This window comes from Pseudoxanthomonas winnipegensis (genome assembly GCF_004283755.1).
GTDB lineage: Bacteria > Pseudomonadota > Gammaproteobacteria > Xanthomonadales > Xanthomonadaceae > Pseudoxanthomonas_A > Pseudoxanthomonas_A winnipegensis.
On the sequence record NZ_SHMH01000011.1, the window covers coordinates 58,147 to 80,684 of the forward strand.

The 22,538-nt window shown below is 70.1% G+C and carries 19 protein-coding genes and 1 riboswitch; of the genes, 11 read left to right on the forward strand and 8 right to left on the reverse strand.

Annotated features, from left to right (window positions below; translation table 11 throughout):
- Window positions 1–53: 53 nt before the first annotated feature.
- The 3 genes from EAT51_RS18595 (at window position 54) to dbpA (ending at window position 2,407) form a co-directional block, all read left to right on the forward strand.
- On the forward strand, window positions 54–512 hold the full coding sequence (locus tag EAT51_RS18595) for a guanyl-specific ribonuclease (protein WP_130518554.1): 459 nt from the start codon (window positions 54–56) through the stop codon (window positions 510–512).
- Window positions 509–943, forward strand: a complete 435-nt coding sequence (locus EAT51_RS18600; protein ID WP_130518556.1) for a barstar family protein — start codon at window positions 509–511, stop codon at window positions 941–943. The genes EAT51_RS18595 and EAT51_RS18600 overlap by 4 nt, the downstream gene beginning before the upstream one ends.
- Window positions 944–1,030: 87 nt before the next feature.
- Entirely contained in the window at window positions 1,031–2,407 is a 1,377-nt protein-coding gene (gene dbpA, locus EAT51_RS18605; protein WP_130518558.1) for an ATP-dependent RNA helicase DbpA, read from the forward strand.
- Window positions 2,408–2,422: 15 nt separating this feature from the next.
- Here the strand turns inward: dbpA and crcB are convergent, their stop codons facing one another.
- From crcB to EAT51_RS18625, 4 genes are all read right to left on the reverse strand, one after another.
- Window positions 2,423–2,827: a fluoride efflux transporter CrcB gene (gene crcB / locus EAT51_RS18610; RefSeq protein ID WP_130518560.1), complete on the reverse strand. Its 405-nt coding sequence runs from the start codon at window positions 2,825–2,827 to the stop codon at window positions 2,423–2,425.
- Between the two features lie 114 nt (window positions 2,828–2,941).
- A riboswitch (Fluoride riboswitch) is annotated at window positions 2,942–3,015 on the reverse strand.
- Window positions 3,016–3,029: 14 nt separating this feature from the next.
- A complete protein-coding gene (locus EAT51_RS18615; RefSeq protein ID WP_228257999.1) occupies window positions 3,030–4,307 on the reverse strand; it encodes a replication-associated recombination protein A in 1,278 nt (425 codons plus the stop codon).
- 129 nt (window positions 4,308–4,436) lie between these two features.
- The gene (lolA, locus tag EAT51_RS18620; protein WP_130561895.1) at window positions 4,437–5,066 is read right to left on the reverse strand and encodes an outer membrane lipoprotein periplasmic chaperone LolA; all 630 of its coding nucleotides are present in this window, start codon (window positions 5,064–5,066) and stop codon (window positions 4,437–4,439) included.
- Between the two features lie 186 nt (window positions 5,067–5,252).
- On the reverse strand, window positions 5,253–7,616 hold the full coding sequence (locus tag EAT51_RS18625) for a DNA translocase FtsK (protein ID WP_130518566.1): 2,364 nt from the start codon (window positions 7,614–7,616) through the stop codon (window positions 5,253–5,255).
- 256 nt (window positions 7,617–7,872) lie between these two features.
- On the opposite strand from EAT51_RS18625, the gene trxB reads away from it, so the two are divergent.
- The 5 genes from trxB (at window position 7,873) to infA (ending at window position 11,953) form a co-directional block, all read left to right on the forward strand.
- Window positions 7,873–8,826, forward strand: a complete 954-nt coding sequence (gene trxB / locus EAT51_RS18630; RefSeq protein WP_130518568.1) for a thioredoxin-disulfide reductase — start codon at window positions 7,873–7,875, stop codon at window positions 8,824–8,826.
- Between the two features lie 29 nt (window positions 8,827–8,855).
- Window positions 8,856–9,755, forward strand: coding sequence for a metallophosphoesterase (locus EAT51_RS18635; protein WP_130518570.1), 900 nt, complete (start codon window positions 8,856–8,858; stop codon window positions 9,753–9,755).
- Between the two features lie 12 nt (window positions 9,756–9,767).
- Window positions 9,768–10,901, forward strand: a complete 1,134-nt coding sequence (locus EAT51_RS18640; protein WP_130518572.1) for a GNAT family N-acetyltransferase — start codon at window positions 9,768–9,770, stop codon at window positions 10,899–10,901.
- 4 nt (window positions 10,902–10,905) lie between these two features.
- Complete coding sequence (gene aat, locus EAT51_RS18645) at window positions 10,906–11,646, forward strand: leucyl/phenylalanyl-tRNA--protein transferase (RefSeq protein WP_130561896.1); 741 nt, start codon at window positions 10,906–10,908, stop codon at window positions 11,644–11,646.
- Between the two features lie 88 nt (window positions 11,647–11,734).
- Window positions 11,735–11,953 (forward strand): translation initiation factor IF-1, encoded by a 219-nt coding sequence (infA, locus tag EAT51_RS18650; RefSeq protein ID WP_130518576.1) that lies wholly within the window; start codon window positions 11,735–11,737, stop codon window positions 11,951–11,953.
- 691 nt (window positions 11,954–12,644) lie between these two features.
- Here the strand turns inward: infA and clpA are convergent.
- Both clpA and clpS read right to left on the reverse strand, forming a co-directional pair.
- On the reverse strand, window positions 12,645–14,930 hold the full coding sequence (clpA, locus tag EAT51_RS18655) for an ATP-dependent Clp protease ATP-binding subunit ClpA (RefSeq protein ID WP_130518578.1): 2,286 nt from the start codon (window positions 14,928–14,930) through the stop codon (window positions 12,645–12,647).
- A gap of 109 nt (window positions 14,931–15,039) precedes the next feature.
- Window positions 15,040–15,360 (reverse strand): ATP-dependent Clp protease adapter ClpS, encoded by a 321-nt coding sequence (clpS, locus tag EAT51_RS18660; protein ID WP_130518580.1) that lies wholly within the window; start codon window positions 15,358–15,360, stop codon window positions 15,040–15,042.
- Between the two features lie 146 nt (window positions 15,361–15,506).
- Between clpS and EAT51_RS18665 the strand changes: the two genes are divergently transcribed.
- From EAT51_RS18665 to hflD, 3 genes are read left to right on the forward strand one after another with little or no spacing between them, the layout of a single operon-like run.
- Window positions 15,507–15,968, forward strand: coding sequence for an NUDIX hydrolase (locus EAT51_RS18665; RefSeq protein ID WP_130518582.1), 462 nt, complete (start codon window positions 15,507–15,509; stop codon window positions 15,966–15,968).
- The gene (mnmA, locus tag EAT51_RS18670; protein WP_130518584.1) at window positions 15,965–17,107 is read left to right on the forward strand and encodes a tRNA 2-thiouridine(34) synthase MnmA; all 1,143 of its coding nucleotides are present in this window, start codon (window positions 15,965–15,967) and stop codon (window positions 17,105–17,107) included. Before EAT51_RS18665 ends, mnmA begins: the two co-directional genes overlap by 4 nt.
- Complete coding sequence (hflD, locus tag EAT51_RS18675; RefSeq protein WP_130518586.1) at window positions 17,104–17,718, forward strand: high frequency lysogenization protein HflD; 615 nt, start codon at window positions 17,104–17,106, stop codon at window positions 17,716–17,718. The genes mnmA and hflD overlap by 4 nt, the downstream gene beginning before the upstream one ends.
- A gap of 34 nt (window positions 17,719–17,752) precedes the next feature.
- On the opposite strand, the gene EAT51_RS18680 is transcribed toward hflD, so the two are convergent.
- The gene (locus EAT51_RS18680; protein ID WP_235872362.1) at window positions 17,753–18,424 is read right to left on the reverse strand and encodes an OmpA family protein; all 672 of its coding nucleotides are present in this window, start codon (window positions 18,422–18,424) and stop codon (window positions 17,753–17,755) included.
- A gap of 203 nt (window positions 18,425–18,627) precedes the next feature.
- Window positions 18,628–22,536, reverse strand: a complete 3,909-nt coding sequence (locus EAT51_RS18685; RefSeq protein ID WP_425478214.1) for a YadA-like family protein — start codon at window positions 22,534–22,536, stop codon at window positions 18,628–18,630.
- Between the last annotated feature and the right edge of the window lie 2 nt (window positions 22,537–22,538).

Consider the following 22,538-nt stretch of genomic DNA (forward strand, 5'->3'; position numbering starts at 1 on the left):
CAAGCCGGGGCGCTGCGACCAAACTGCCGGCTCCAAGCTGAATGGGGAAGGGCATGTCGGGTCGGGGACCGCGCCCACAAGGATTCTGGCAGGGACGTGGACGGCTGCTGCTGGTCGCTGTGGCGATCGCCGCGGTCGCCTGGCAGGCCACGCGCGCGCCGCGGCCTGCCACCGAAAGCACACCGGCGCCGATCGCCACCACAGCCTTCGGCGCGGCGGCGCAGGCCGACGCCCTGCCCGCCTTCCTGCCGCCCGAGGCGCGCGACACCCTGGCGCTGATCGCGCGCGGCGGACCCTTCCCGTATCCGCAGGACGGCACGGTCTTCGGCAACTACGAGGGACGCCTGCCCGCCCAGCCGCGCGGCTGGTACCACGAGTACACGGTGCGAACGCCCGGCGCACCCAACCGCGGCGCGCGCCGGATCATCACCGGTGGCACACCGCCGCGCGCGTACTGGTACACCGCCGACCATTACGAGAGCTTCCGCTCGTTCCAGGTGCCGCGTCCATGAACGCCGATCAGGATCCGCATCTGGAGGACGCCAGCCGCGCCGGCGTGTATTTCGTCGGCATGCAGGACCTGGACGTGCTGGCCGCCTACGCCTTCAGCGCGCGCCTGGTGCTGCGGCGGATCGACCTGCTCGGCGTGCGCGACAAGCAGACCCTGCTGCTGCGCGTCGCCGTGGCGCTGGACTTTCCCCTGGGCACCGGACGCAACTGGGATGGCCTGCTGGATGGCCTGCGCGACCTGAGCTGGTTGCCCGGCGCCGGCTACGTGCTGCTGCTGGAAAGCGCTGGCGAACTGCACGCGCGCAACGAGGCCGACTTCGACACGCTGGTCTCGGTGCTGGACCAGGCGCAGCTGGCCTGGCGCGAACGCGGCCTGCCGTTCTGGGCGTTCCTGGCGCTGCGCGACAAGGACATGGATGCGCTCGAGGATTAGCGCGGGCGATGCGCTGCGCTGGAGGGCCAAGCCTTCGAAGCGCTGCCAGAAGCGCGAGCCGCACGGTGCGCCATGCGATCATGGTGCATGGATGATTTCTCGACACTGCCGCTGAGCGACGCGCTGCGGCGCGGCCTCGACGCCGCCGGCTACACCCGCCCCACCGAGATCCAGGCGCGCGCGCTGCCGGCCGTTCTCGACGGGCGCGACCTCATCGCCCAGGCGCCGACCGGCAGCGGCAAGACCGCCGCCTTCGCCTTGGGGCTGCTGGCGCGGGTGGACACCGGCCTGGTCAAGACCCAGGCGCTGGTGCTGTGCCCCACGCGCGAGCTGGCCGACCAGGTCGCCCGCGCCGTGCGTCGCCTGGCCGTCGGCCTGCCCAATCTGAAGGTCTCGCTGCTGTGCGGCGGCATGGCGCTGGAACCGCAGCTGGCCTCGCTCGAGCACGATCCGCACGTGGTGGTCGGCACGCCCGGCCGCGTGCAGGAGCTGATGCGCAAGAAGGCCCTGCATCTGAACGGCGTGCGCGTGCTGGTCCTGGACGAGGGCGACCGCATGCTGGACATGGGCTTCGAGGACCAGATCCGCGAGATCGTCGGGCGCACGCCCAAGACCCGGCAGAGCCTGCTGTTCTCGGCCACCTGGCCCGAGGCGATCCGCGGCATCGCCCAGGACATGCTGCGCGAGCCGCTCGAAGTGGCCGCAGGCCAGACCGCCGCCGCTGCGCCGGATATCCTGCAGCGCTTCTGCGAGGTCGAACCCGCCCTGCGGCAGAAGGCCCTGGCCGGCCTGCTGCTGGCCCAGCGCGTGGAGCCGGCCGTGGTGTTCTGCAATACGCGCAAGGACGTGGACGAGGTGGCCAACTCGCTGCAGGGCTACGGCTTCTCGGCGCTGGCCCTGCACGGCGACCTGGAGCAGCGCGATCGCGAGGAGGTGCTGGTGCGCTTCGCCGGCGGCAGCTGCAATGTGCTGGTGGCCAGCGATGTGGCCGCGCGCGGCCTGGACGTGGAAGACGTGGCCGCGGTGTTCAACTACGAACTGCCGACCGACACCGACACCTACACCCACCGCATCGGCCGCACCGCGCGCGCCGGACGCAGCGGCCTGGCCTTCAGCCTGGTCGCCCCGCGCGAACTGCCCCGGGCGCGGATGCTCGAGGAACTCACCGGCGCGCCGCTGGAATGGATGAAGACCCCGCTGGCCACCGGCCGCCCGGCGCAGCCGCCGCGCGCGCCGTTCGCCACCCTGCGCGTGGACGGCGGCAAGAAGGACAAGCTGCGTCCCGGCGACCTGCTCGGCGCCCTGACCGGCGACGCCGGCTTGCCCGGCAGCGCGATCGGCAAGATCATGATCGGCCCGGTGCGCAGCTATGTCGCCGTGCAGGCCGGTCAGGCCGACAAGGCCGTGGCGCGCCTGTCGGCCGGCAAGATCAAGGGCCGCAGCTTCCGCGTGCGCAAGCTTTGAGCATGGGGCCGGCGCTCAGGGCGCCGGCCGCAGCTGCAGCGCGATCCAGGCGCCCAGCGCGACCAGCACCAGCCCACCGGCCAGGCTGACCCCGAGGTTGGCGAAGGCCACCATGCCGCGCCCCGTGCGCGCCAGCATCAGGCTTTCCATCATCAGCGAGGAGAAGGTGGTCAGCCCGCCCAGGATGCCGACCACCAGGAACGCGCGCAGGTACAGCGCCGAGGGCCCGCGATTCTCCAGCCACACCAGCAGGAAACCGCCAACCAGCGAGCCGATGAAGTTGGCCGCCAGCGTGCCGTAGGGGAAGCCGCTGCCGAACTGGCGCAGCATCTGCCCGCCGATCCAGAAGCGCAGGCCCGCGCCCAGCGCACCGCCGCCCATCACCAGCGCCAGCTGCTGCCACCACAGGGACGGATTCATGCCGCACCTCGCTCGGCGCGCAGCGACAGGACAAGACAGGGGTGTAAGGCGTGTTGCGGCATGACGGTCTCCGAAGGATCGATGCCGGGGCACGCACCTGCCACCCCGGCGTGGGGTTGGGCAGGCATCATCAGCACGACGGTCGCGCCGCCGGCGGTTCGAGGAGGAATGCCATCTCCTGTGGGCCGCGACGATAGCCGCTTCAGCGCGCCTTGTCAGCCCGCGCCTGGGCGCGCGCCGCGCGCAAGGCATCGAGCTTCTGCTTGAGCTTGATCTCCAGCCCGCGCTCGACCGGCTGGTAGTAGATGCGCTCGCCCATCGCATCGGGGAAGCCGGTCTGGTCCAGCGCGATGCCGCCCTCGGCGTCGTGGTCGTACTGATAGCCCTGGCCGTAGCCCAGGCCCTTCATCAGCTTGGTCGGCGCGTTGCGCAGGTGCATGGGCACCTCCTGGGTGCCGGTCTCGCGGACCTCGGCCTTGGCCTGGTTGAAAGCGGCATAGCCGGCGTTGGACTTGGCGGTGGCGGCCAGGTACAGCACCAGCTGGGCCAGCGCGAGCTCCCCTTCCGGGCTGCCCAGACGCTCGTAGATGTCCCAGGCCTCCAGCGCCATCTGCTGGGCGCGCGGATCGGCCAGGCCGATGTCCTCGATCGCCATGCGCGTGAGCCGGCGCGCCAGATAGGCCCGGTCGCAGCCGCCATCGAGCATGCGCGTGAGCCAGTACAGCGCCGAATCCGGATTGGAGCTGCGCACCGACTTGTGCAGCGCCGAGATCTGGTCGTAGAACTGCTCGCCGCCCTTGTCGAAGCGGCGCGTGCGGTCGGCCAGCACCTGCACCAGCGTGGCCTCGGTAACCTGGCCACCCTCGTCCACCGCCAGTTCGGCGGCGATCTCCAGCAGGGTCAGCGCGCGGCGCACGTCGCCATCGGCCGCGCCGGCGATCTGCATCAGCGCCTCATCGGAGACCTCCAGCCCCTGCCCGCCCAGCCCGCGCTCGCTGTCTTCCAGCGCGTGGCGCAGCGCCTGGGCGATGTCGGCCGGCGAGACCGCCTCCATCACGTGCACGCGGCAGCGCGAGAGCAGCGCCGAGTTCAGCTCGAAGGACGGGTTCTCGGTGGTCGCCCCGACGAACAGGATCGTGCCGCGCTCGATATGCGGCAGGAACGCATCCTGCTGGCCCTTGTTGAAGCGGTGCACCTCGTCGACGAACAGCACCGTGCGCCGCCCCTGGGCGAAGCGGTGCGCGGCCTCGGCCAGCACCTGGCGCACCTCCGGCAGTCCGGAGAGCACCGCGGAGATCGCCTTGAATTCCGCATCGGCGTACTGCGCCAGCAGCAGCGACAGCGTGGTCTTGCCGCAGCCCGGCGGCCCCCACAGGATCATCGAATGCACGCGCCCGGACTCGATCGCGCGGCGCAGCGCCGTACCCGGCGCGAGCAGGCGGCGCTGGCCGACCATCTCGTCGAGCGTGCGCGGGCGCATGCGCTCGGCCAGCGGCTGCAACGCGCTGCGATCGACGCTCAGCAGATCGTCGGTGGGAGGCTGGGAAGTGCGGGTGCGGGCCACACCGCCATTGTAGGCGGTGCGCGCCCAGGCGTCGTCGCGACGGCCTTACTGCGCCGCGCCGACCACGTCCACGCCGGCGGTCGGCTTGTAGCTGAAGGTGCCGGCGGCGAAGGCCGGGTTGCGCTTCCAGCCGCTGAACTCCACCTCGGTGCGCTGGCCGACCGCGTCGGTCACCTTCATGCGCTTGAGCTGGCCGTTGGCGAAGCCCAGTTCGGCCACTTCGAAGCCGCTGGTCGCATCATCCCGCTTGGGCGTGAGCGTCATCCATTCCAGGCCTTGCGCGGCCGGGGCCTGGGAGACGTCGAACTTGGCGTCCAGTTCCTTGGGCTTGAGCAGCGCGGCCAGCGGGCTGCTCTGCGCCTCGCTGCCCTGGTCGCGCACGGTGGCCTGCTGCAGGTCCGGTTCGTAGATCCAGACTTTCCTGCCGTCGGCCACGATCAGCTGTTCGTAGGGCTTGGCATACTCCCAGCGGAACAGGTCCGGCGTGGACAGCGCCACGCGGCCGCTGGAGCGCTCCTTCACCGCGCCGTTGGCGTTGTAGACGGTCTGGCTGAACTGCGCGTCCAGGCCCTTGAGGCCGTTGGTGAAGGCGACCAGCTCGGCGCGCGCGTCGGCCAGCGCGGTGCCGGCCAGCAGCGCCGTGCCCAACACGGCCAATCTCAGCATGCGGATCATGCAAAACCCCTGATGTCGTGATGCGGCAAGTGTGACGCGTCCAATCTGAATCGGCGGGCCATGGCGGCTGCCGCGAACGGGCGGGATCCGGCTGCAGGCCCGCGCGCGGCAGGCGAGGCAGCCTCGACGATCCAGCGAAGGATGGCCGGGCGGCGTTGCGCCGCTCCGTCGAAGTTCCCCGCCGCTTCAGCGCGGCGGTGGCGCCAGGACGCTGCGGTCGCCGTTGTGCTCGGGCGCACTGACCACGCCGGCCGCTTCCATCGCCTCGACCAGCCGGGCGGCGCGGTTGTAGCCGATCTTCAGGCGACGCTGCACGCCGGAGATGGAGGCGCGGCGCGTCTCGGTGACGATCTGCACGGCCTGGTCGTAGAGCGGATCGGCCTCCGGATCGTCGCTGCCGGCCGATTCGGGCAGGCCGGTCGCGCCGACCACCACGCCATCGCCCATGGTCTGCACTTCTTCCAGCACGCCTTCGATGTAGTCCACCGGGCCGCTGGCCTTGAGGTGCTCGACCACGCGGTGCACCTCCTCGTCGGAGACGAAGGCGCCGTGCACGCGGTCCGGCATGGCCGTGCCCGGCGGCAGGTAGAGCATGTCACCATGGCCCAGCAGGGTCTCGGCGCCGGACTGGTCCAGGATGGTGCGCGAGTCGATCTTGGAGCTGACCTGGAAGGCGATGCGGGTCGGGATGTTGGCCTTGATCAGGCCGGTGATCACGTCCACCGAGGGGCGCTGGGTGGCCAGGATCAGGTGGATGCCGGCCGCGCGCGCCTTCTGCGCCAGGCGGGCGATGAGTTCCTCGACCTTCTTGCCGACGATCATCATCATGTCGGCGAATTCGTCGATGAAGATCACGATGAACGGCAGTGTGTCCAGCTGCCGCGGCATCTCGTCCAGGTCCGGATTGGGCTTGAACAGCGGATCCATCAGCGGCTGGCCGGCGTCCTGGGCGTCCTTGACCTTCTTGTTGAAGCCGGCCAGGTTGCGCACGCCCACCGCGCTCATCAGCTTGTAGCGGCGCTCCATCTCGGCCACGCACCAGCGCAGGCCGTTGGCGGCCTCCTTCATGTCGGTGACCACCGGCGCCAGCAGGTGCGGGATGCCCTCGTAGACGCTCAGTTCCAGCATCTTCGGGTCGATCATCAGCATGCGCAGCTCTTTCGGGCTGGCCTTGTAGAGCAGGCTCAGCACCATGGCGTTGACCGCCACCGACTTGCCCGAACCGGTGGTGCCGGCCACCAGCAGGTGCGGCATGCGCGCCAGGTCGGCCACGGTCGGCTGGCCGGCGATGCCCTTGCCCAGGGCCAGGGTCAGCGGGCTGGCCGACTTGTCGTATTCCTTGGAGCGCAGCAGCTCGGAGAGATAGATCATCTCGCGGCTGGTGTTGGGGATCTCCAGGCCGATCACCGACTTGCCCGGGATCACGTCGACCACGCGCACCGCCTTGACCGACAGGCCGCGGGCGATGTCCTTGTCCAGCGAGGAGATCTGGCTGACCTTGACGCCCGGCGCCGGCTCAAGCTCGAAGCGGGTGATCACCGGGCCCGGATAGGCGCCGACCACCTGCACATCGATGCGGAAGTCCTTGAGCTTGAACTCGATCTGCCGCGAGAGCACTTCCAGCGTCTCTTCCGAATAGCCCTTGGCCTGCGGCTTGGGATCGTCGAGCAGGGCCAGCGGCGGCAGGCCGTCGGCCGTGCCGCCGGTGCCGTGGAACAGCGGGATCTGGGTCTCGCGCTTGGCGCGCTCGCTCTTCTCCACCACCGGCGCGGCCGGCGGCTCGATCTTGACCGGCTCGCGCTTGGCGCGCACCTCGGCGTCGGCCTTGCGCACTTCCTGGCGCTGCTCGCGCAGGGTGCGGGTCTGCTGCCAGTCCTCGGCCTGCTTGCTGCCCCGGCGCAGCAGGTCCGGCAGCGCCGAGACGCCCTGCCCGATCCGCTCCATCACCGCGAACCACGACAGCCCGGTCGCCAGGGTCACCGAGACCAGGAACAGCACCAGCAGGAACAGGTTGCCGCCCAGCGCGCCGAACAGCATCTCCAGCGAGCGCCCGACCAGGCGCCCGAGGATGCCGCCGGGCCCGTTGGCGATGTCCACCGCCGAGATGTGGCGCACGTACAGCAGGCCCGAGGCCGAGATCAGGAATCCGACCATGCCCACCAGGCGCAGCGCCGGGCCCAGGTCGGACTCGCCATCGCCGTCCTTGTCCATGCCGAACAGCGCGATCCAGGCGATCGCGCCCAGGATGATCGGCAGCAGGAAGGCCACATACCCGAAGAAGCCCAGCAGCAGGTCGGCCACGGTCGCGCCGACCCGGCCGCCGACGTTGTGGATCTGCCCGGTCACGCTGACTGACTGGGTCCAGCTGGGGTCGCTGGGCGAATAGGTGAACAGGCAGGCCAGCAGGTACAGCAGCACCGGCGCGATCACGATCAGCGCCAGATCGCGCCACAGGCGCTGACGACGGGGATTGGGCGGCGTGGACGGCTTGGTGCGACGCGCCGCGGGTGCGCCTTTGGATTTGCCGCGTTCCGGGAGCGCTTTTGCCACCTTGGGATCCGACCTCAGAAATATCGTGTTAGTGCTTGATACTAAACGAATCGAATCCGGAATTCAGCGCCGCCTCTGAGCGCGGCAGCCCTGGCGCCCGGATCGGCGCTCGCAGGCATCCGAAGGGGCCGCGGCCCTGGTGCATTCCATCGGCGCGCCTTGATTCGCCCCCGCCCCGCCGTCACCCTATGTGCGGTCCGCAGCACGCCCGATGACACCGGCTTGCGCGCTTTTCAGCCCACTTTTTCGAGTATACATGAGCACTTCCAAGCACAGCCGCCTGCTGATCCTGGGCTCCGGCCCGGCAGGCTGGACGGCCGCGGTCTACGCCGCGCGCGCCAATCTCAAGCCCGTGGTCGTGACCGGCCTGCAGCAGGGCGGCCAGCTGATGACCACCACCGAGGTGGACAACTGGCCGGGCGACGCCCATGGGCTGATGGGCCCGGACCTGATGGCGCGCATGCAGGCCCATGCCGAGCGCTTCGAGACCGAGGTCATCTTCGACCACATCCACACCGCCGACCTGTCCCAGCGCCCGTTCAAGCTGTCCGGCGACAGCCACGAGTACACCTGCGACGCGCTGATCATCGCCACCGGCGCCACGGCCAAGTACCTGGGGCTGGAGTCGGAGGAGGCCTTCAAGGGCCGCGGCGTGTCGGCCTGCGCGACCTGCGACGGGTTCTTCTACCGCGAGCAGGACGTGGCCGTGGTCGGCGGCGGCAACACCGCCGTGGAAGAGGCGCTGTACCTGTCCAACATCGCCAACAAGGTCTACCTGGTCCACCGCCGCGACACCTTGCGCGCGGAGAAGATCATGCAGGACAAGCTGCAGGCCAAGATCGACGCCGGCAAGATCGTGCCGGTCTGGCACCACGTCGTGGACGAGGTGCTGGGCGACGAGGCCGGGGTCACCGGCCTGCGGGTCAAGTCGGTGCTGGACGGCAGCACGCAGGACCTGAAGGTGCACGGCTTCTTCGTAGCCATCGGCCACACGCCCAACACGAGCCTGTTCGAGGGCCAGCTGGGCATGAACAACGGCTACCTGACCATCCAGTCCGGCCTGGACGGCAATGCGACCCAGACCACGGTGCCGGGCGTGTTCGCCGCCGGCGACGTGGCCGACCAGCACTACCGCCAGGCGATCACCTCGGCCGGCTTCGGCTGCATGGCCGCCCTGGATGCGGAGCGCTATCTGGACAAGGGCGCCTGATCCCTGCCCAGGCGGTGGTGTCGCTGGGAATGGACGCCCACGGCCTGCTGAGGGCCTGGGTGCTCGACGGCGGTTGGCTGGCCCTGCCGGTCGCCGCCGTCGTGCTGTGGGGCCTGTGGCGGGCGCGCCGCCTTGGCCTGCGCCTGGGGCTGGCCGTGCTGCTCGCCGGCGATCTGCTGTTCGCCTGGGCGCGCTTCGCCGAGCCGAATCTGCTGCGGGTGCGCCACACCGTGTTGGCGGGGACCGGAGCCAGCGCCCGCATCGCGCTGATCGGCGACCCGCATGTCGGCCTGTTCAAGGGCGCCGGCTTCCTCGAGCGCGTGGTCGAGCGCACCAACGCCGAACATGCCGACGCGGTCCTGATCGCCGGCGACCTCACGTACCAGCCGCAGGGCCAGTCGCTCGACGCGCTGCTGGCGCCGCTGGCCAGGCTTAAGGCCCCGACCTACGCCGTGCTGGGCAACCACGACCAGGGCAAGCCCGGTCCGGACATCGACCGCGCGCTACGCCAGGCGCTGGCGCGCCATGGCGTGCAGGTGATCGAAGGCCGCGCGCTGCCGTTCAAGGGCTTCACGCTGGCCGGCCTGGGCGATCGCTGGGCGGGCAAGGACGATGCGCGCTTTCTCGATGCCCTGCCCGCCGAGCGGCCCCTGCTGGTCCTTGCCCATAACCCCGACAGCGCCGACCGGCTGCGCAGCCGCCCGCATCTGCTGGTGCTGGCCGGGCATACGCACGGCGGGCAGCTGCGGATCCCTTGGCTGTACCGGCACGTGCTGCCGGTCGAGCACGGCTTCGACCAGGGCGAACAGACCTACGCCGGCCCACAAGGTCGCATCCGCGTCTACACCACCGGCGGCGTCGGTGAGAGCGGGCTGCCGCTGCGGCTGTTCAACCCGCCCACCATCGACCTGCTGGAGCTGAGCCCGTAGCATCAGCGCTTCATGCTCAAGCTTCGTGCGCTGCCTTCGCTGTCGTCGATTCCGCCCGCCACCTGGGACGCGCTGTACGACGGCCGCAACCCCTTCGTGCGCCACGCCTTCCTGTCCGGACTGGAGCAGACCGGCTGCCTGCGCAGCGACTGGGGCTGGACCCCGCACCACCTGACGCTGTGGGACGGCGAGACCCTGGTCGCCGCCGCGCCGGGCTATCTGAAGACCAATTCGCACGGCGAGTTCGTGTTCGACCATGCCTGGGCCAACGCCTATGCGCGCTACGGCCAGGAGTACTACCCCAAGTGGCTGTGCGCGGCGCCCTACTCGCCGGTGACCGGCCCGCGCCTGCTCGCCCGCGACGGCGCGACGCGCCAGGCGCTGCTGACCGCGATCTGCGGCTATATCGCACGCAACGAGCTGTCCTCGGCGCATGTGAACTTCCACACCGAGGCCGAGGACGCGGCCTTCGACGAGACCTGGCTGGGGCGGACCGACGTCCAGTACCAGTGGCACAACACGGCCGGCTGGCGCGATTTCGACGCCTTTCTGGGCGCGATGGACCACAAGCACCGCAAGAACATCCGCCAGGAGCGCGCCAAGGTCGCGCGCGCCGGCGTGCGCTTCCGCGTGGTCCATGGCGACGAGGCCAGCGAGGACGACCTGGAGGCGATGTACGGCTTCTATCTGCAGACCTTCCACGAGTACGGCAACTCGCCGGCGCTGACCCTGGAATTCCTGCGGCACCTGGCGGCGACTATGCCACGCGCACTGGTGATCTTCCTGGCCCAGCACGAGGACCGCCCGGTCGCCGGCGCGCTGTGCCTGCGCGGCGGCGACACGCTGTACGGCCGCTACTGGGGCGCCGATGCGACCCTGGCCGGGCTGCATTTCGAGACCTGCTACTACCAGGGCATCGACTACTGCCTGCGCGAGGGGCTGACCCGGTTCGAGCCCGGCGCGCAGGGCGTGCACAAGATCGCGCGCGGCTTCCTGCCCAGCTTCGTGCGCAGCCGGCACTGGATCGCCGATCCCGACTTCCGCGAGGCGCTGGCGCGCTGGTGCCGCGAGGAAGACGCCGCGGTGCACGAGCACGCGCGCGTCCTGGCCATGCGCTCGCCGTTCCGCGCCCCGGACGCGGACTGAGCCGGTGACCCGCCGCCTGCCGTTCCTGCTCGACGCCGATCCGGGCGCGCCCTTTCCCGACCCGGCCCTGGCCCTGCGCGAGCCGGACGGGCTGCTGGCCGTCGGCGGCGACCTGCACCCGGCGCGCCTGCTCAACGCCTACGACGCCGGGGTGTTCCCCTGGTACTCGGAAGGCCAGCCGCTGCTGTGGTGGTCGCCCGATCCGCGCACCGTGTTCCGCACCGACGGCGTGCACCTGTCCAAGCGCCTGCGCCGGCAGCTGCGCGGTAGCGGCTGGGTGCTGCGCGCCGACACCGCCTTCGCCAAGGTCATCGCGGCCTGCGCGCAGGCCCCGCGCCCGGGCCAGGACGGCACCTGGATCACCGCGCAGATGCAGGCGGCCTATCTGGCCCTGCACCGGCTTGGCCATGCGCACAGCCTGGAGGTCTGGGACGGCCGGCGGCTCGCCGGCGGCATTTATGGTGTGGCGATCGGGCGGATGTTCTTCGGCGAGAGCATGTTCAGCGCGGTCTCCGGCGGCTCCAAGGCCGCGCTCGCCGGTCTGGCGCACGTGCTGCGCGGCTGGGGCTGGCCGCTGATCGACGCCCAGGTCGAGAACGACCACCTGCTGCGCATGGGCGCGACCAGCATGCCGCGCGCCGTCTTCCTGGCCGAAGTCGCGCGCCAGGTCGCCCTGCCCGACGCGCCAGGCCCGTGGACCGATCGCGTCGGCGCGCTGCAGGTCGCTGATCTGGCAGGCATTTAACGGGAATTTTGCGACAGGCGGCCGCGCGGGGTACAATACGCGGCTTCGCGGGCCAGCATGTCCGCTCCCGCACTCTCAGCAGGCTTCCATGTCGAAAGACGATTCAATCGAATTCGAAGGCGCCGTCACCGAGACGCTGCCCAACACCATGTTCCGCGTGCGCCTGGAAAACGGCCACGAGATCATCGCCCACATCTCCGGCCGCATGCGCAAGAACTACATCCGCATCCTGACCGGCGACAAGGTCAAGGTCGAAATGACGCCCTACGACCTGACCAAGGGCCGCATCACCTACCGCATGAAGTAAACCGCCCCGGCGGTTTGCACCGAAGGCAGCCTCCCGCAGGCTGCCTTTTCGTTTGGGCGCGATTCGGGGATGCGCCCAGCTCGGGTCGAAAAGCGCTCCGCCTGCGTGCGGTGGCGTCAACCCGTCGATGACAGACGTGCGAGGCTGGGTGCGCCACTTCGCCAACCAGCCTGGAACCGGCTGAGCGCTGATCTACAGCCAGCTCAGCCAGCCTCCATGGCCAAACGCTTGAATTGACCCAAGCTCGCGGCTCCCACCTGTAGAGCGGAGCTCGCTCCGCTGGGGCCTTCCCCCAAGATCCGAACGAAGAGCAGCGGAGCAAGCTCCGCTCTACAGGGGACGTTGCGGGATTTGAGGAGACAGTTGCTCCCACGGGAATTGCGTCGGCCCTCCGCGAGGGCCGCACGTCGCCGCGCGCAGTCGCCGGCCATCCCGGCTGATCTGACCCATGCCCGGCCGACTCGAGGCCTGGTGAGTGAAAAGGCCACGACGTCTTCGACTCGAAGCCCTGGCCTCGACGCGCGAGGCAGGATGCCGAGCGCCCGAATCAGAGAAAAGCCGGAAACACCCGCTGGACCGCTGCCTCCCGAAGCCGAAACACGCACGCGCCAAGAAGATCCATTGACCGCCAGGAGACCAAAAAGAAAGCGGCCCGAAGGCCGCTTTCTCGTTCTTGCACGCCGGACGGCGCTTACTCGACCGTCGCCGGCAGCAGGCGCTCGGGCTCGGACTGGCTGGTGACGACCAGTTCGTCCTCGACCACGTCGATGCTGACCTTGCCGCCGTCGATGAGCTTGCCGAACAGCAGTTCGTCGGCCAGCGGGCGCTTGATCTTGTCCTGGATCACGCGCGCCATCGGGCGGGCACCCATCTGCGGGTCGAAGCCATGCTGGGCCAGCCAGTCGCGCGCGGCCGGGGTGGCCGAGAGCGTGACGTGCTTTTCGTGCAGCAGCAGCTCCAGCTCGATCAGGAACTTGTCGACCACGCGCAGGATGTGGTCGAAGCCCAGCGCCTGGAACTGCACGATCGCATCGAGGCGGTTGCGGAACTCGGGCGTGAACCCGCGCCGGATCACCTCCATCGCATCGGTGGAGTGGTCCTGCTTGGTGAAGCCGATCGAACGGCGCGAGGCCTGCGCCGCGCCGGCGTTGGTGGTCATCACCAGGATCACGTTCTTGAAGTTCGCCTCGCGCCCGTTGGTGTCGGTCAGCACGCCGCGGTCCATCACCTGCAGCAGGATGTTGAAGATGTCCGGGTGCGCCTTCTCCACCTCGTCCAGCAGCAGCACGCAGTGCGGCGTCTTGACGATCTTCTCGGTCAGCAGGCCGCCCTGGTCGAAGCCGACATAGCCCGGAGGCGCGCCGATCAGGCGGCTGATCGAGTGCGGCTCCATGTACTCGGACATGTCGAAGCGCACCAGCTCGATGCCCAGCTGCATGGCCAACTGCCGGGTGACCTCGGTCTTGCCCACGCCGGTCGGGCCGGCGAACAGGAAGTTGCCGATCGGCTTCTCCGGATTGCCCAGACCCGAGCGCGCCAGCTTGATGGCCGAGGCTAGCGACTCGATCGCCGGATCTTGGCCGAAGATGACCATCTTCAGGTTGCGCTCCAGGTGCTGCAGCACGTCCTTGTCGGTCGCGCTGACCTGCTTGGCCGGGATGCGCGCCATCTTGGCCACGATCGTCTCGATCTCCTCGATGTCGATCAGCTGCTTGCGCTGGTCCTCGGGCAGCAGGCGCTGGCGGGCGCCGGCCTCGTCGATGACGTCGATGGCCTTGTCTGGCAGCAGGCGATCGCCGATGTGCTTGACCGACAGGTCCACCGCCGCCTGCAGCGCCTCGTCGGCGTAGCTGACGTTGTGGTGCGCCTCGTACTTTGGCTTGAGGCCCTGCAGGATCTCGTAGGACTCGGCGATGGTCGGCTCGACCACGTCGATCTTCTGGAAGCGCCGCGCCAGCGCGCGGTCCTTCTCGAAGATGCCGCGGTACTCCTGGAAGGTCGTCGAGCCGATGCAGCGCAGCTCGCCGGAGGCCAGGGCCGGCTTGATCAGGTTGGAGGCGTCCATGGTGCCGCCCGAGGCTGAGCCCGCACCGATGATGGTGTGGATCTCGTCGATGAACAGCACCGCGTTGGGCACCTTCTTCAGCGCGCTCAGCACCGCCTTGAGGCGCTTCTCGAAGTCGCCGCGGTACTTGGTGCCGGCCACCAAGGCGCCGAGGTCCAGCGAATAGATGACCGCGTCCTCCAGCACCTCGGGCACATCGCCATCGACGATGCGCTTGGCCAGCCCTTCGGCCAGGGCGGTCTTGCCTACGCCGGCCTCGCCCACGTACAGCGGGTTGTTCTTGCGGCGCCGGCACAGGACCTGGATGGTGCGCTCGATCTCCTCGGCGCGGCCGACCAGCGGGTCGATCTTGCCGTTGCGCGCGGCTTCGTTGAGGTTGCTGGCGTACTCGGCCAGGGCGTCGCCCTTGGCCTCGCCCTCGCCCGCCTCGGCCTTGCCGCCCTCGCCCGGCTCGCCGGACGGCGCGGCCTCGCCGTCGCCCTGCTTGGCGATGCCGTGGGAGAGGTAGTTGACGACGTCCAGCCGGGTCACGTCCTGCTGGTTGAGGAAGTAGACGGCGTGGGAGTCCTTCTCGCCGAAGATCGCCACCAGCACGTTGGCGCCGGTGACCTCCTTCTTGCCCGAGGACTGCACGTGGTAGACCGCGCGCTGCAGGACGCGCTGGAACCCCAGCGTGGGCTGGGTGTCGCGGCCGTCGTCCTCGGCCAGGCGCGAGACCGAGGCCTCGACCGCCTGGTCCAGGTCGGTGCGCAGGCGCACGGTGTCCGCCCCGGTCGCCTTGAGGACGGCCTGCGCGGAGGGGTTGTCGAGAAGGGCGAGCAGCAGGTGCTCCACGGTCATGAACTCATGGCGTGCCTCGCGGGCGCGCTTGTAGCACTGGCCGATGGTCTGCTCGAGGTCTTTGCTGAACATGGATGGCTCCCAACTGCTGTTGCCAACAATATGCGGCCTGTCGCGGGGATTTCCACAGCCCCTTTGGAACTGGGTGTTCAGCCGGCGATGGGAACCGATCCGCGCCGGATCAGGACTGTTCCATGGTGCACAGCAAAGGGTGCTGGCTCATCCGGGAATACTCGTTGACCTGGGCCACCTTGGACTCTGCCACCTCGCGCGTGTAGACGCCACACACGCCACGCCCGCGGGTGTGGACGTGCAGCATCACCTGGGTGGCCTTTCCCAGGTCCATGTTGAAGAACTGCTGCAGCACCGAGATGACGAAATCCATCGGCGTGTAGTCGTCGTTGAGCAGCAGGACCTGGTACAGCGGCGGCGGCGCGACCTCGGGCTTGCCGGTCTCGACCAGGACGCCGTGATCATGCTCGTGTTGGGGGGAACGGGGCATGGGGCAATTATACGGATTGGACGAGGTGCGTCTGCGCACGCACAATTTGCGCCCCCCCGCGCGCGTTTCAAGCCCGGCACTGGCCTGGATTTGTTCGCAACTGTCCCGATATCGGGCCAATCCTCCCTGCAAGGAATCTCTCCCCCGTGAGCGTCGCCGAAGACCGTATCTGGCAGCCGGACACCACCGTGGCCACCGTGGTGGTGCGCGAGGGTCGCCTGCTGATGGTCGAGGAGTACGCCGAGGGGCGGCTGGTGCTCAACCAGCCCGCCGGCCACTTGGAGCCAGACGAGCACCTGTTCGACGCCGCCGTGCGCGAGACCCTGGAGGAAAGCGCCTGGACCGTGCGCCTGACCCACTTCGTCGGCGCCTACCAGTGGAAGGCCGAGACCGGCCGCCAGTACCTGCGCCTGGCCTTCGCCGGCGAGGCGCTGACCCACCACGCCGAGCGCGCCCTGGACGAGGGCATCGTGCGCGCGCTGTGGATGACCCCCGACGAACTGCGCCAGGCCGCCCCCCGCCACCGCAGCCCGCTGGTGTGGAAGGTAGCCGCCGACTATCTGGCCGGTCGCCGCTTCCCGCTGTCGGCCGTGAGCCGGCTGGCGTGAGCGCGACCCCGCGCGTGGTGGTGGGCGTGTCCGGCGGCGTGGATTCGTCGGTCGCCGCGCTGCAGCTGGTCCAGGCCGGCGAGCCGGTGGCCGGCTTGTTCATGCAGAACTGGGCCGACGACGACGCGGGCCAGGCGCAGGACAGCGCGGGTGGCTGCCGGGCCGAGGAGGATCGCCGCGACGCGGTGGCGGTGTGCGGGCGGCTGGGCATCCCCTTCCATTTCCGCGACTTCTCCAGGGAATACTGGGACGGGGTGTTCGCGCACTTCCTGGCCGAGTACGCCGCCGGGCGCACGCCCAACCCGGACGTGCTGTGCAACCGCGAGGTCAAGTTCAAGCATTTCATCGACGCGGCGCGCGCGCTGGGCGCCGAGAAGATCGCCACCGGCCACTATGCGCGCGTCGAGCAGCGCGGCCGCCGCTGGCACCTGCTGCGCGGCGTGGACACGGCGAAGGACCAGAGCTACTTCCTGCACCAGCTCGGGCAGGAGCAGCTGTCGGCCACCCTGTTCCCGGTCGGCCATCTGCACAAGCCGGACCTGCGCGGCCTGGCGCGCCAGGCCGGCCTGCCGGTGCACGACAAGAAGGACTCCACCGGTATCTGCTTCATCGGCGAGCGCGATTTCCGCCAGTTCCTGGGCCAGTACCTGCCGGCCAGGACCGGCGAGATGCGCGACCCTGACGGTGTCGTCATCGGTCAGCATCCGGGCGTGTTCTTCTTTACCCTTGGCCAGCGCGAAGGCCTGAACATCGGCGGCGTTCGCGGCCGCGCGGCGGCACCCTGGTACGTCGTCGGCAAGGACGTGGCCAGCAACGTGCTGTATGTCGACCAGGACAGCGCCAGCCCGTATCTGCAGTCCACGCGACTGCGCAGCAAGGCGATGCACTGGGTGGCCGGCAGTCCGCCCGCCGCGCGCTTCGACTGCCTCGCACAGACCCGTTACCGTCAGGCCGCGCAGGCCTGCACGGTCCATGTATTGGAGGATGGAACGCTGGATATCCAATTCGCCCACCCGCAGCGGGCCGTGACGCCCGGCCAGTCGGTGGTGCTTTACGACGGCGACGATTGCCTGGGCGGCGCGGTGATCGACCGCACCGACGCGCCGCTGGAACTGCGTCTGCGGGAGCGCGCCGCATGAGCGCGCCCCTGCCCGAACGCGTGCTGGCCCTGGCCGCCTTGGCCCAGTCGCTGGCCCAGGTGCGCCGCATCGCCGAGACCGGTCATTCGGACAACGGCGCGACCGGCGTGGTGCTGGACAGCGTGTTCCGCATGGACGCCGCGTCGACCGAAGCGGTCTACGAGCGCGCCGCCAATCTCGGACCCGGCCTGCGCCTGGTGCGCGACTACTTCAGCGGCGAGAACAAGGACGAGTCGCTGCCGCGCCTGGCGCTGGCGGTGATGCAGGTCGAGCGCCGCTTCGTGCGCGAATCCGAGACCGTGGCCGCGGTCAGCGGCGGCCTCGAGGAGATCGCCCCGCAGGCCGGCGAGCGCGGCAGCACCCATCCAGACGTGCTGATGGCGCTGGGCACGCTCTACGCCGACACCATCAGCCACCTGCGCCCGCGGGTCATGGTCCAGGGCAATCCGCATTACCTGGCCCAGCCGGGCGTGGTATCCGAGATCCGCGCCATCCTGCTGGCCGCCGTCCGTGCGGCCGTGCTGTGGCGGCAGCTCGGCGGCAGCCTGTGGGACTTCGTGTTCGCCCGCAAGGCGATGGTCAGCGCCGCGTGGGACTGGCTCAAGGCCTGAAGCGGCGCTTCAGCCAGGGCGGCAGGCGCGCGGACTAGCCGCGCCTGTCCGCGCTGGCGCTGATTTCCACGCGCCGGTCCGGCGCCAGGCAGGCGATCAGCGCGGCGCGCGCCTTGACCTTGGCGCAGTCGGCGAGCGGCTGCGTGCTGCCGCGTCCTTCGGCGCGGATGGCCGCGGGCGCCACGCCGCCTTCGATCAGCACCTGCCGCACCGCCTCGGCCCTGCGCTGGGAGAGCTTCAGGTTGTGGGCGGCATCGCCGAGACGATCGGCATAGCCGACAACCAGGATGTCCTGCACCTGGCTGGCCTCGCGCACCTGCTGCAACAGGCGCTCGATCCGCGCCCTCCCCCCTGCAGTGACCGTGGCCCTGTCGAAGCCGAACAGCGCGTCGGCGGACAGCCGCAGCGGCTGCGCCGGCAGGGCAGCCGCCGCTTCCGGCCTGGGCCTGGGCGCGGCCGGCGGATCGAGCACGGCGCTGCAGCTCTGCGGCTTCCAGTGCGCCTGCTGCGCGATGCCTTCGCGGTCGAAGATCACCATGAACTGGCACTGGAACGGTTCCTGGCCGCGGGCCGAACGGAAGTTGAACAGGTAGTTCCACTCACGCACGCCCCACATGCCCTCGCTGAAGTGCGGCGGACCGAGCAGCGCGTAGAGCTGCTCCTTGCTCAGGCCCAGCGCGTAGTGGCGCAGGTTGTCGACGTTCACGAAGGTGCCGCCGCGCGGGCGGGCGCGGGCGGGATCGGGGAAGGCGGGTTCCTCGGCGCTCGCCGGCCCCGCGTCGCGGGGCGGCGAAGTGCCGGCGCAGCCGGAAAGCGCCAACGCGAGGAATGCCAGCCACCCGACCCATGGCCTGACGCGGCCCGTTGTCCTGTCCATGGTCCCCTGCCCCCGCGACCGGTCCACGCCGCTCACCACTGGATGCCTGCGCCGACCGTCACGCCCGCATCGCCGCGCGTGTTGGTCGTCCCGCTGAGTCGATAGATCCAGCGCCCGCCCTCGGAGATCGCCGAGACGCCCAGGGCCACGCCGGCCTCGCCGTCGTAACCGCTGACCGCCATCGAGGCCATGCTGCGGCCCGCCTCGTAGGGCTGCGGCAGGCCGGCGACCGCCATCGCCGAGGCCACGCCGGCCATGGCGCGGTTGTCCACGCGTTGCAGATCGCGCCGGGTCTCCTGGTAGCGCTGGTCGACATAGTTGCGCGACCAGTCCTGCACCCCGGTCAGGCCGCGGTTGAACTGCGCCAGATTGACCGCATCGCCGTCGGCGGTGCCGGCGGCCACGTTGGTGATCTGCCGCTGCGCACCGCTGCTGCCGACCGAGACCGTGCCGACGCGGTCGGCGACCGAGCCCGCGCCCAGGGCCACCGACCGGTCGGCGGTGGCCTGCGCGCCGCTGCCGATCGCGGTGCTGCCGCTGCCCGAGGCCACCGCACCGGCGCCGCCGGCGGTGGCGTTGTCGCCGCTGGCGGAGGGCTGGCCCAGCCCGGCGGTATCGTTGGCGCGGAACATGCCACCCGACTCCACCTGGATGTTCTGCAGCTGCTGATCGGTATAGGCGTTGGCCCGGTCGATGGCGTAGTTCACCCCGCCCTGTAGCTGGCCGACATTGACCGCGTCGTAGCGGTCCGAGCCGTCGGCCACATGGGTGACCTTGCGCTCGCCGCCGGAGCTGCCCACCGACACCTCGCCGGCCGAGCTGCTGCTGCCGGCCTGGACATAGGCGCCGTCGTAGCCGCTCTGCGCGCCGACCGAGGTGGTCGAACCGGCGCCCAGCGCCACGCTGTTGTCCTGGTTGGCACTGGCCCCGGCGCCGACCGCCACGCTGCCGGTGCCCGAGGCCGCGGCCTCCGGACCGACCGCGACGCCATCGGTGCCGGTGGCCGTGGCGGCGGCGCGGGTGGACTGCACGGCCAGGTACTTCGAGCTGTAGGTGGCCGACTGCAGCTGGCCGATCCGGTTGTTGAGGTTGATCAGCGAGTTGCTGACCGCGCCGAAGGCATCGGTGACGTTGGTGAAGCTGCTGCCGGCCGTGCCGCCCGTCCCGTCGACCTGGGTGATGTTGAAGGTCGGCCCGGTCCAGGTGCCGGTGCTGCTGTCGTACTGGGTGCTTCCGCCGAAGAACTGCGAGATGGCGCCGTGGGTGGCGAACAGCTGGGCGCCGTTGACCGCATCGCTGCTGGCCGCGTTCACCGCGCCTGCGGCCAGGTTGGAGAGGCCGACCGGGGCGCCTGATCCGCTCGCGCCCAGGGTGACGTGATCCTGCACCGCGCCATTGGCATCCACGTCGTACTGCACCGCCCGCGCGTTGAGGTTGTCCATCTCCCCGCTCACCGAGCGCAGCTGGGCCATGTTGACCGCATCTTCGTCCTGCTGGCCCGCCGCCACGCCGCTGAGCGTGCGCGCCTGGCGGGAGGCATTGCGGAAACTCACGCCCGTGCCGCCGGTCTGCCCGGCCACGGTCACCGTCAGCGAGTTCGGATCCTGCCGCACCAGGCCTGCGGCGCCTTCGAGCAGATTGTTGATGTTGGTGGTGTTGCTCGTCGTGCGCCCGTCCAGGTTTTCCAACGCGGTGCCGACGTTGGTGTAGTTGGCCCGCGTGCCGGTATTGGTGCCGTCGTCCAACGAGTACACCGGTCCTGTGACCGCGCTGGTGGTCGCATCGATCCCTGCCCCGCCGCCCAGCGCGGCGACTGCCGGCGCCAGCTGGCCCACGTTCACCGCATCGTTCTGCGCCACGCCGGCGGCCAGGTTGGAGATACCGGCCGGCGCACTGGAGCCGACCGCGCCCAGCGTGACGTGATTCAGCACCGCGCCGCCGGCATCCACGTCGTACTGCACCATCCGCGCGCCGAGGTTGTCCACGTCTCCGCTCACCGAGCGCAGCTGGGCCAGGTTGACCGCCTCGTCGTCCTGCTGGGCCGCCGCGACACCGCCGAGCGTGCGCGCCTGGCCGGAGGCGTTACGGAAGTTCACGCCCGTGCCGCCGGTCTGCCCGGCCACGGTCACCGTGAGCGAGGTCGGGTCCTGACGCACCAGGCCGGCCGTGCCTTCGAGCAGGTTGGTGATGTTGGTGGTGTTGCTCGTCGTGCGGCCGTCCAGGTTCTCCAGCGCGGTGCCGACATTGGTGTAGTTGGCGCGCGTCCTGGTCCCGGTGCCATCGTCCAGCGAATACACCGGTCCGGTGACCGCACCAGTGGTCGAATCGATCGCCGCACCGCCGCCCAGCGCGGCCACGGCCGGCGCCAGCTGGCCAACGTTCACCGCATCGTTCTGCGCCACGCCGGCGGCCACGTTGGAGATGCCGACCGCCGCGCCCGAGCCGGTCGCGCCCAGGGTGACGTGGTCGAGCACGACGCCGCCGGCATCCACGTCGTACATCACCGCGGTATCGCCGACCGCCTGGATCTGGGACACCGCACCGCGCAGCTGCGCGACGTTGACCGCGTCGGTGTCCTCATTGCCGGCCGCGACGTGGGTGAGCTGGCGTTCGCTGCCGGCAGCGCCGATCGCTACTTCGCCGGCCGAGGTCTGCGCCGTCGTCATCCCGTAAGCGGTGTAGCCGCTGGCCGCGCCACGGCTGGCATTGGAGCGGTAGCCCAGGGCCACGCTGTTGGCCTGGTCGGAGGTGGCATTGGCACCCAGGATGGTCTGCCCGTTGGCCGAGCCCGAGGCGCTGTCGCCGACCACCACCGAGTGGCCGAGCCTGGCGTCGTAGTTGGCGTCGACGAAGCCCTGGGCGTACAGCGTCCTCGCATCCACGCTCGGCAGGGTGTGGCTGGCGTTGGAGCCGATCACCACTTCCTTGGACCCGTTCGCGGTCGCGCCCTGGCCGACCAGGGTCTGGTAGTCCTGGGCGGCGTTGACCGCCCAGCATTCGGCGGTGATCACGCCGAGCACGTTGACGCAATTGGTGGCGTAGGCCGGCGAGCCGTCAGGCAGCAACAGACCCAACAGGCCACCTGGATTGCCGCTGTTGACGTTGGTCAGATAGCTGTTGGAGACCACACCGCCGATCAGGGTCAGGTGCGAGTTGCCGCCCGTCGTCGCACCGCCCAAGGAGCCCAGCAGCGCGCCCACGGGACTGAGCGAGACCACGGGCAGACCCAGGACGTTGACGCTGGTATAGGCCTTCTGGACGTTGTCGGCGTTGAGCGCCGTGCTGCCGTTGATGACCCAGCCATCGCCGCCGAGCGCGCTGGACAGGGTCGGATCGAGCAGTTGCACGACCCCGCCGACCAGACCGCCATTGCCTACTACGGTGCCGGTCGGCGCGCCGGTCAGGTTGGGCGCGCTGGTGGCCTGGGCGGAAACGAGCGCCGAGGTGGACGCGCGCAGGCTCGCGCCGCTGGTCGGCGAAGCGGACGATGCAGGCGATGCGGCCGTCAGCGTGGTCGCGGCCGAACCGCGCGCAGCGACGCTCGATGTCCCGACCAGATTGGATGCGCCGGCGGCCTGGGTCGACACCAGCGCCGAGGGGGATGCCTGCAGGCGCGCGCTGCCGGTCGGCTTGATGGACTCATCGGACGCGGCGACCTTGGCGCCGGCTGTGGTCGAATCGGACGGGGACGCCGCGTCCGGCTTGGGTGCGCGTTCGACCACGATGCGGCGCTTGCCTGCGATCGAGTCGGGGCGTTGGCCTGGGTCATCCGGCGCCGTCATCGGAACGGAGGACACCGTCGACGGGGCCGGCGCGGGCTCCGAGGTCTCGGCGTCTTCGACCAGGGTGTACTTGTCCGCCAGGGCGCGCAGCTCGTCCAGTCTGGGATCGACCTGCTGGGCCTGGACACCGGCACAGGGCAAGAGCAGCAGCGCCGCCACGC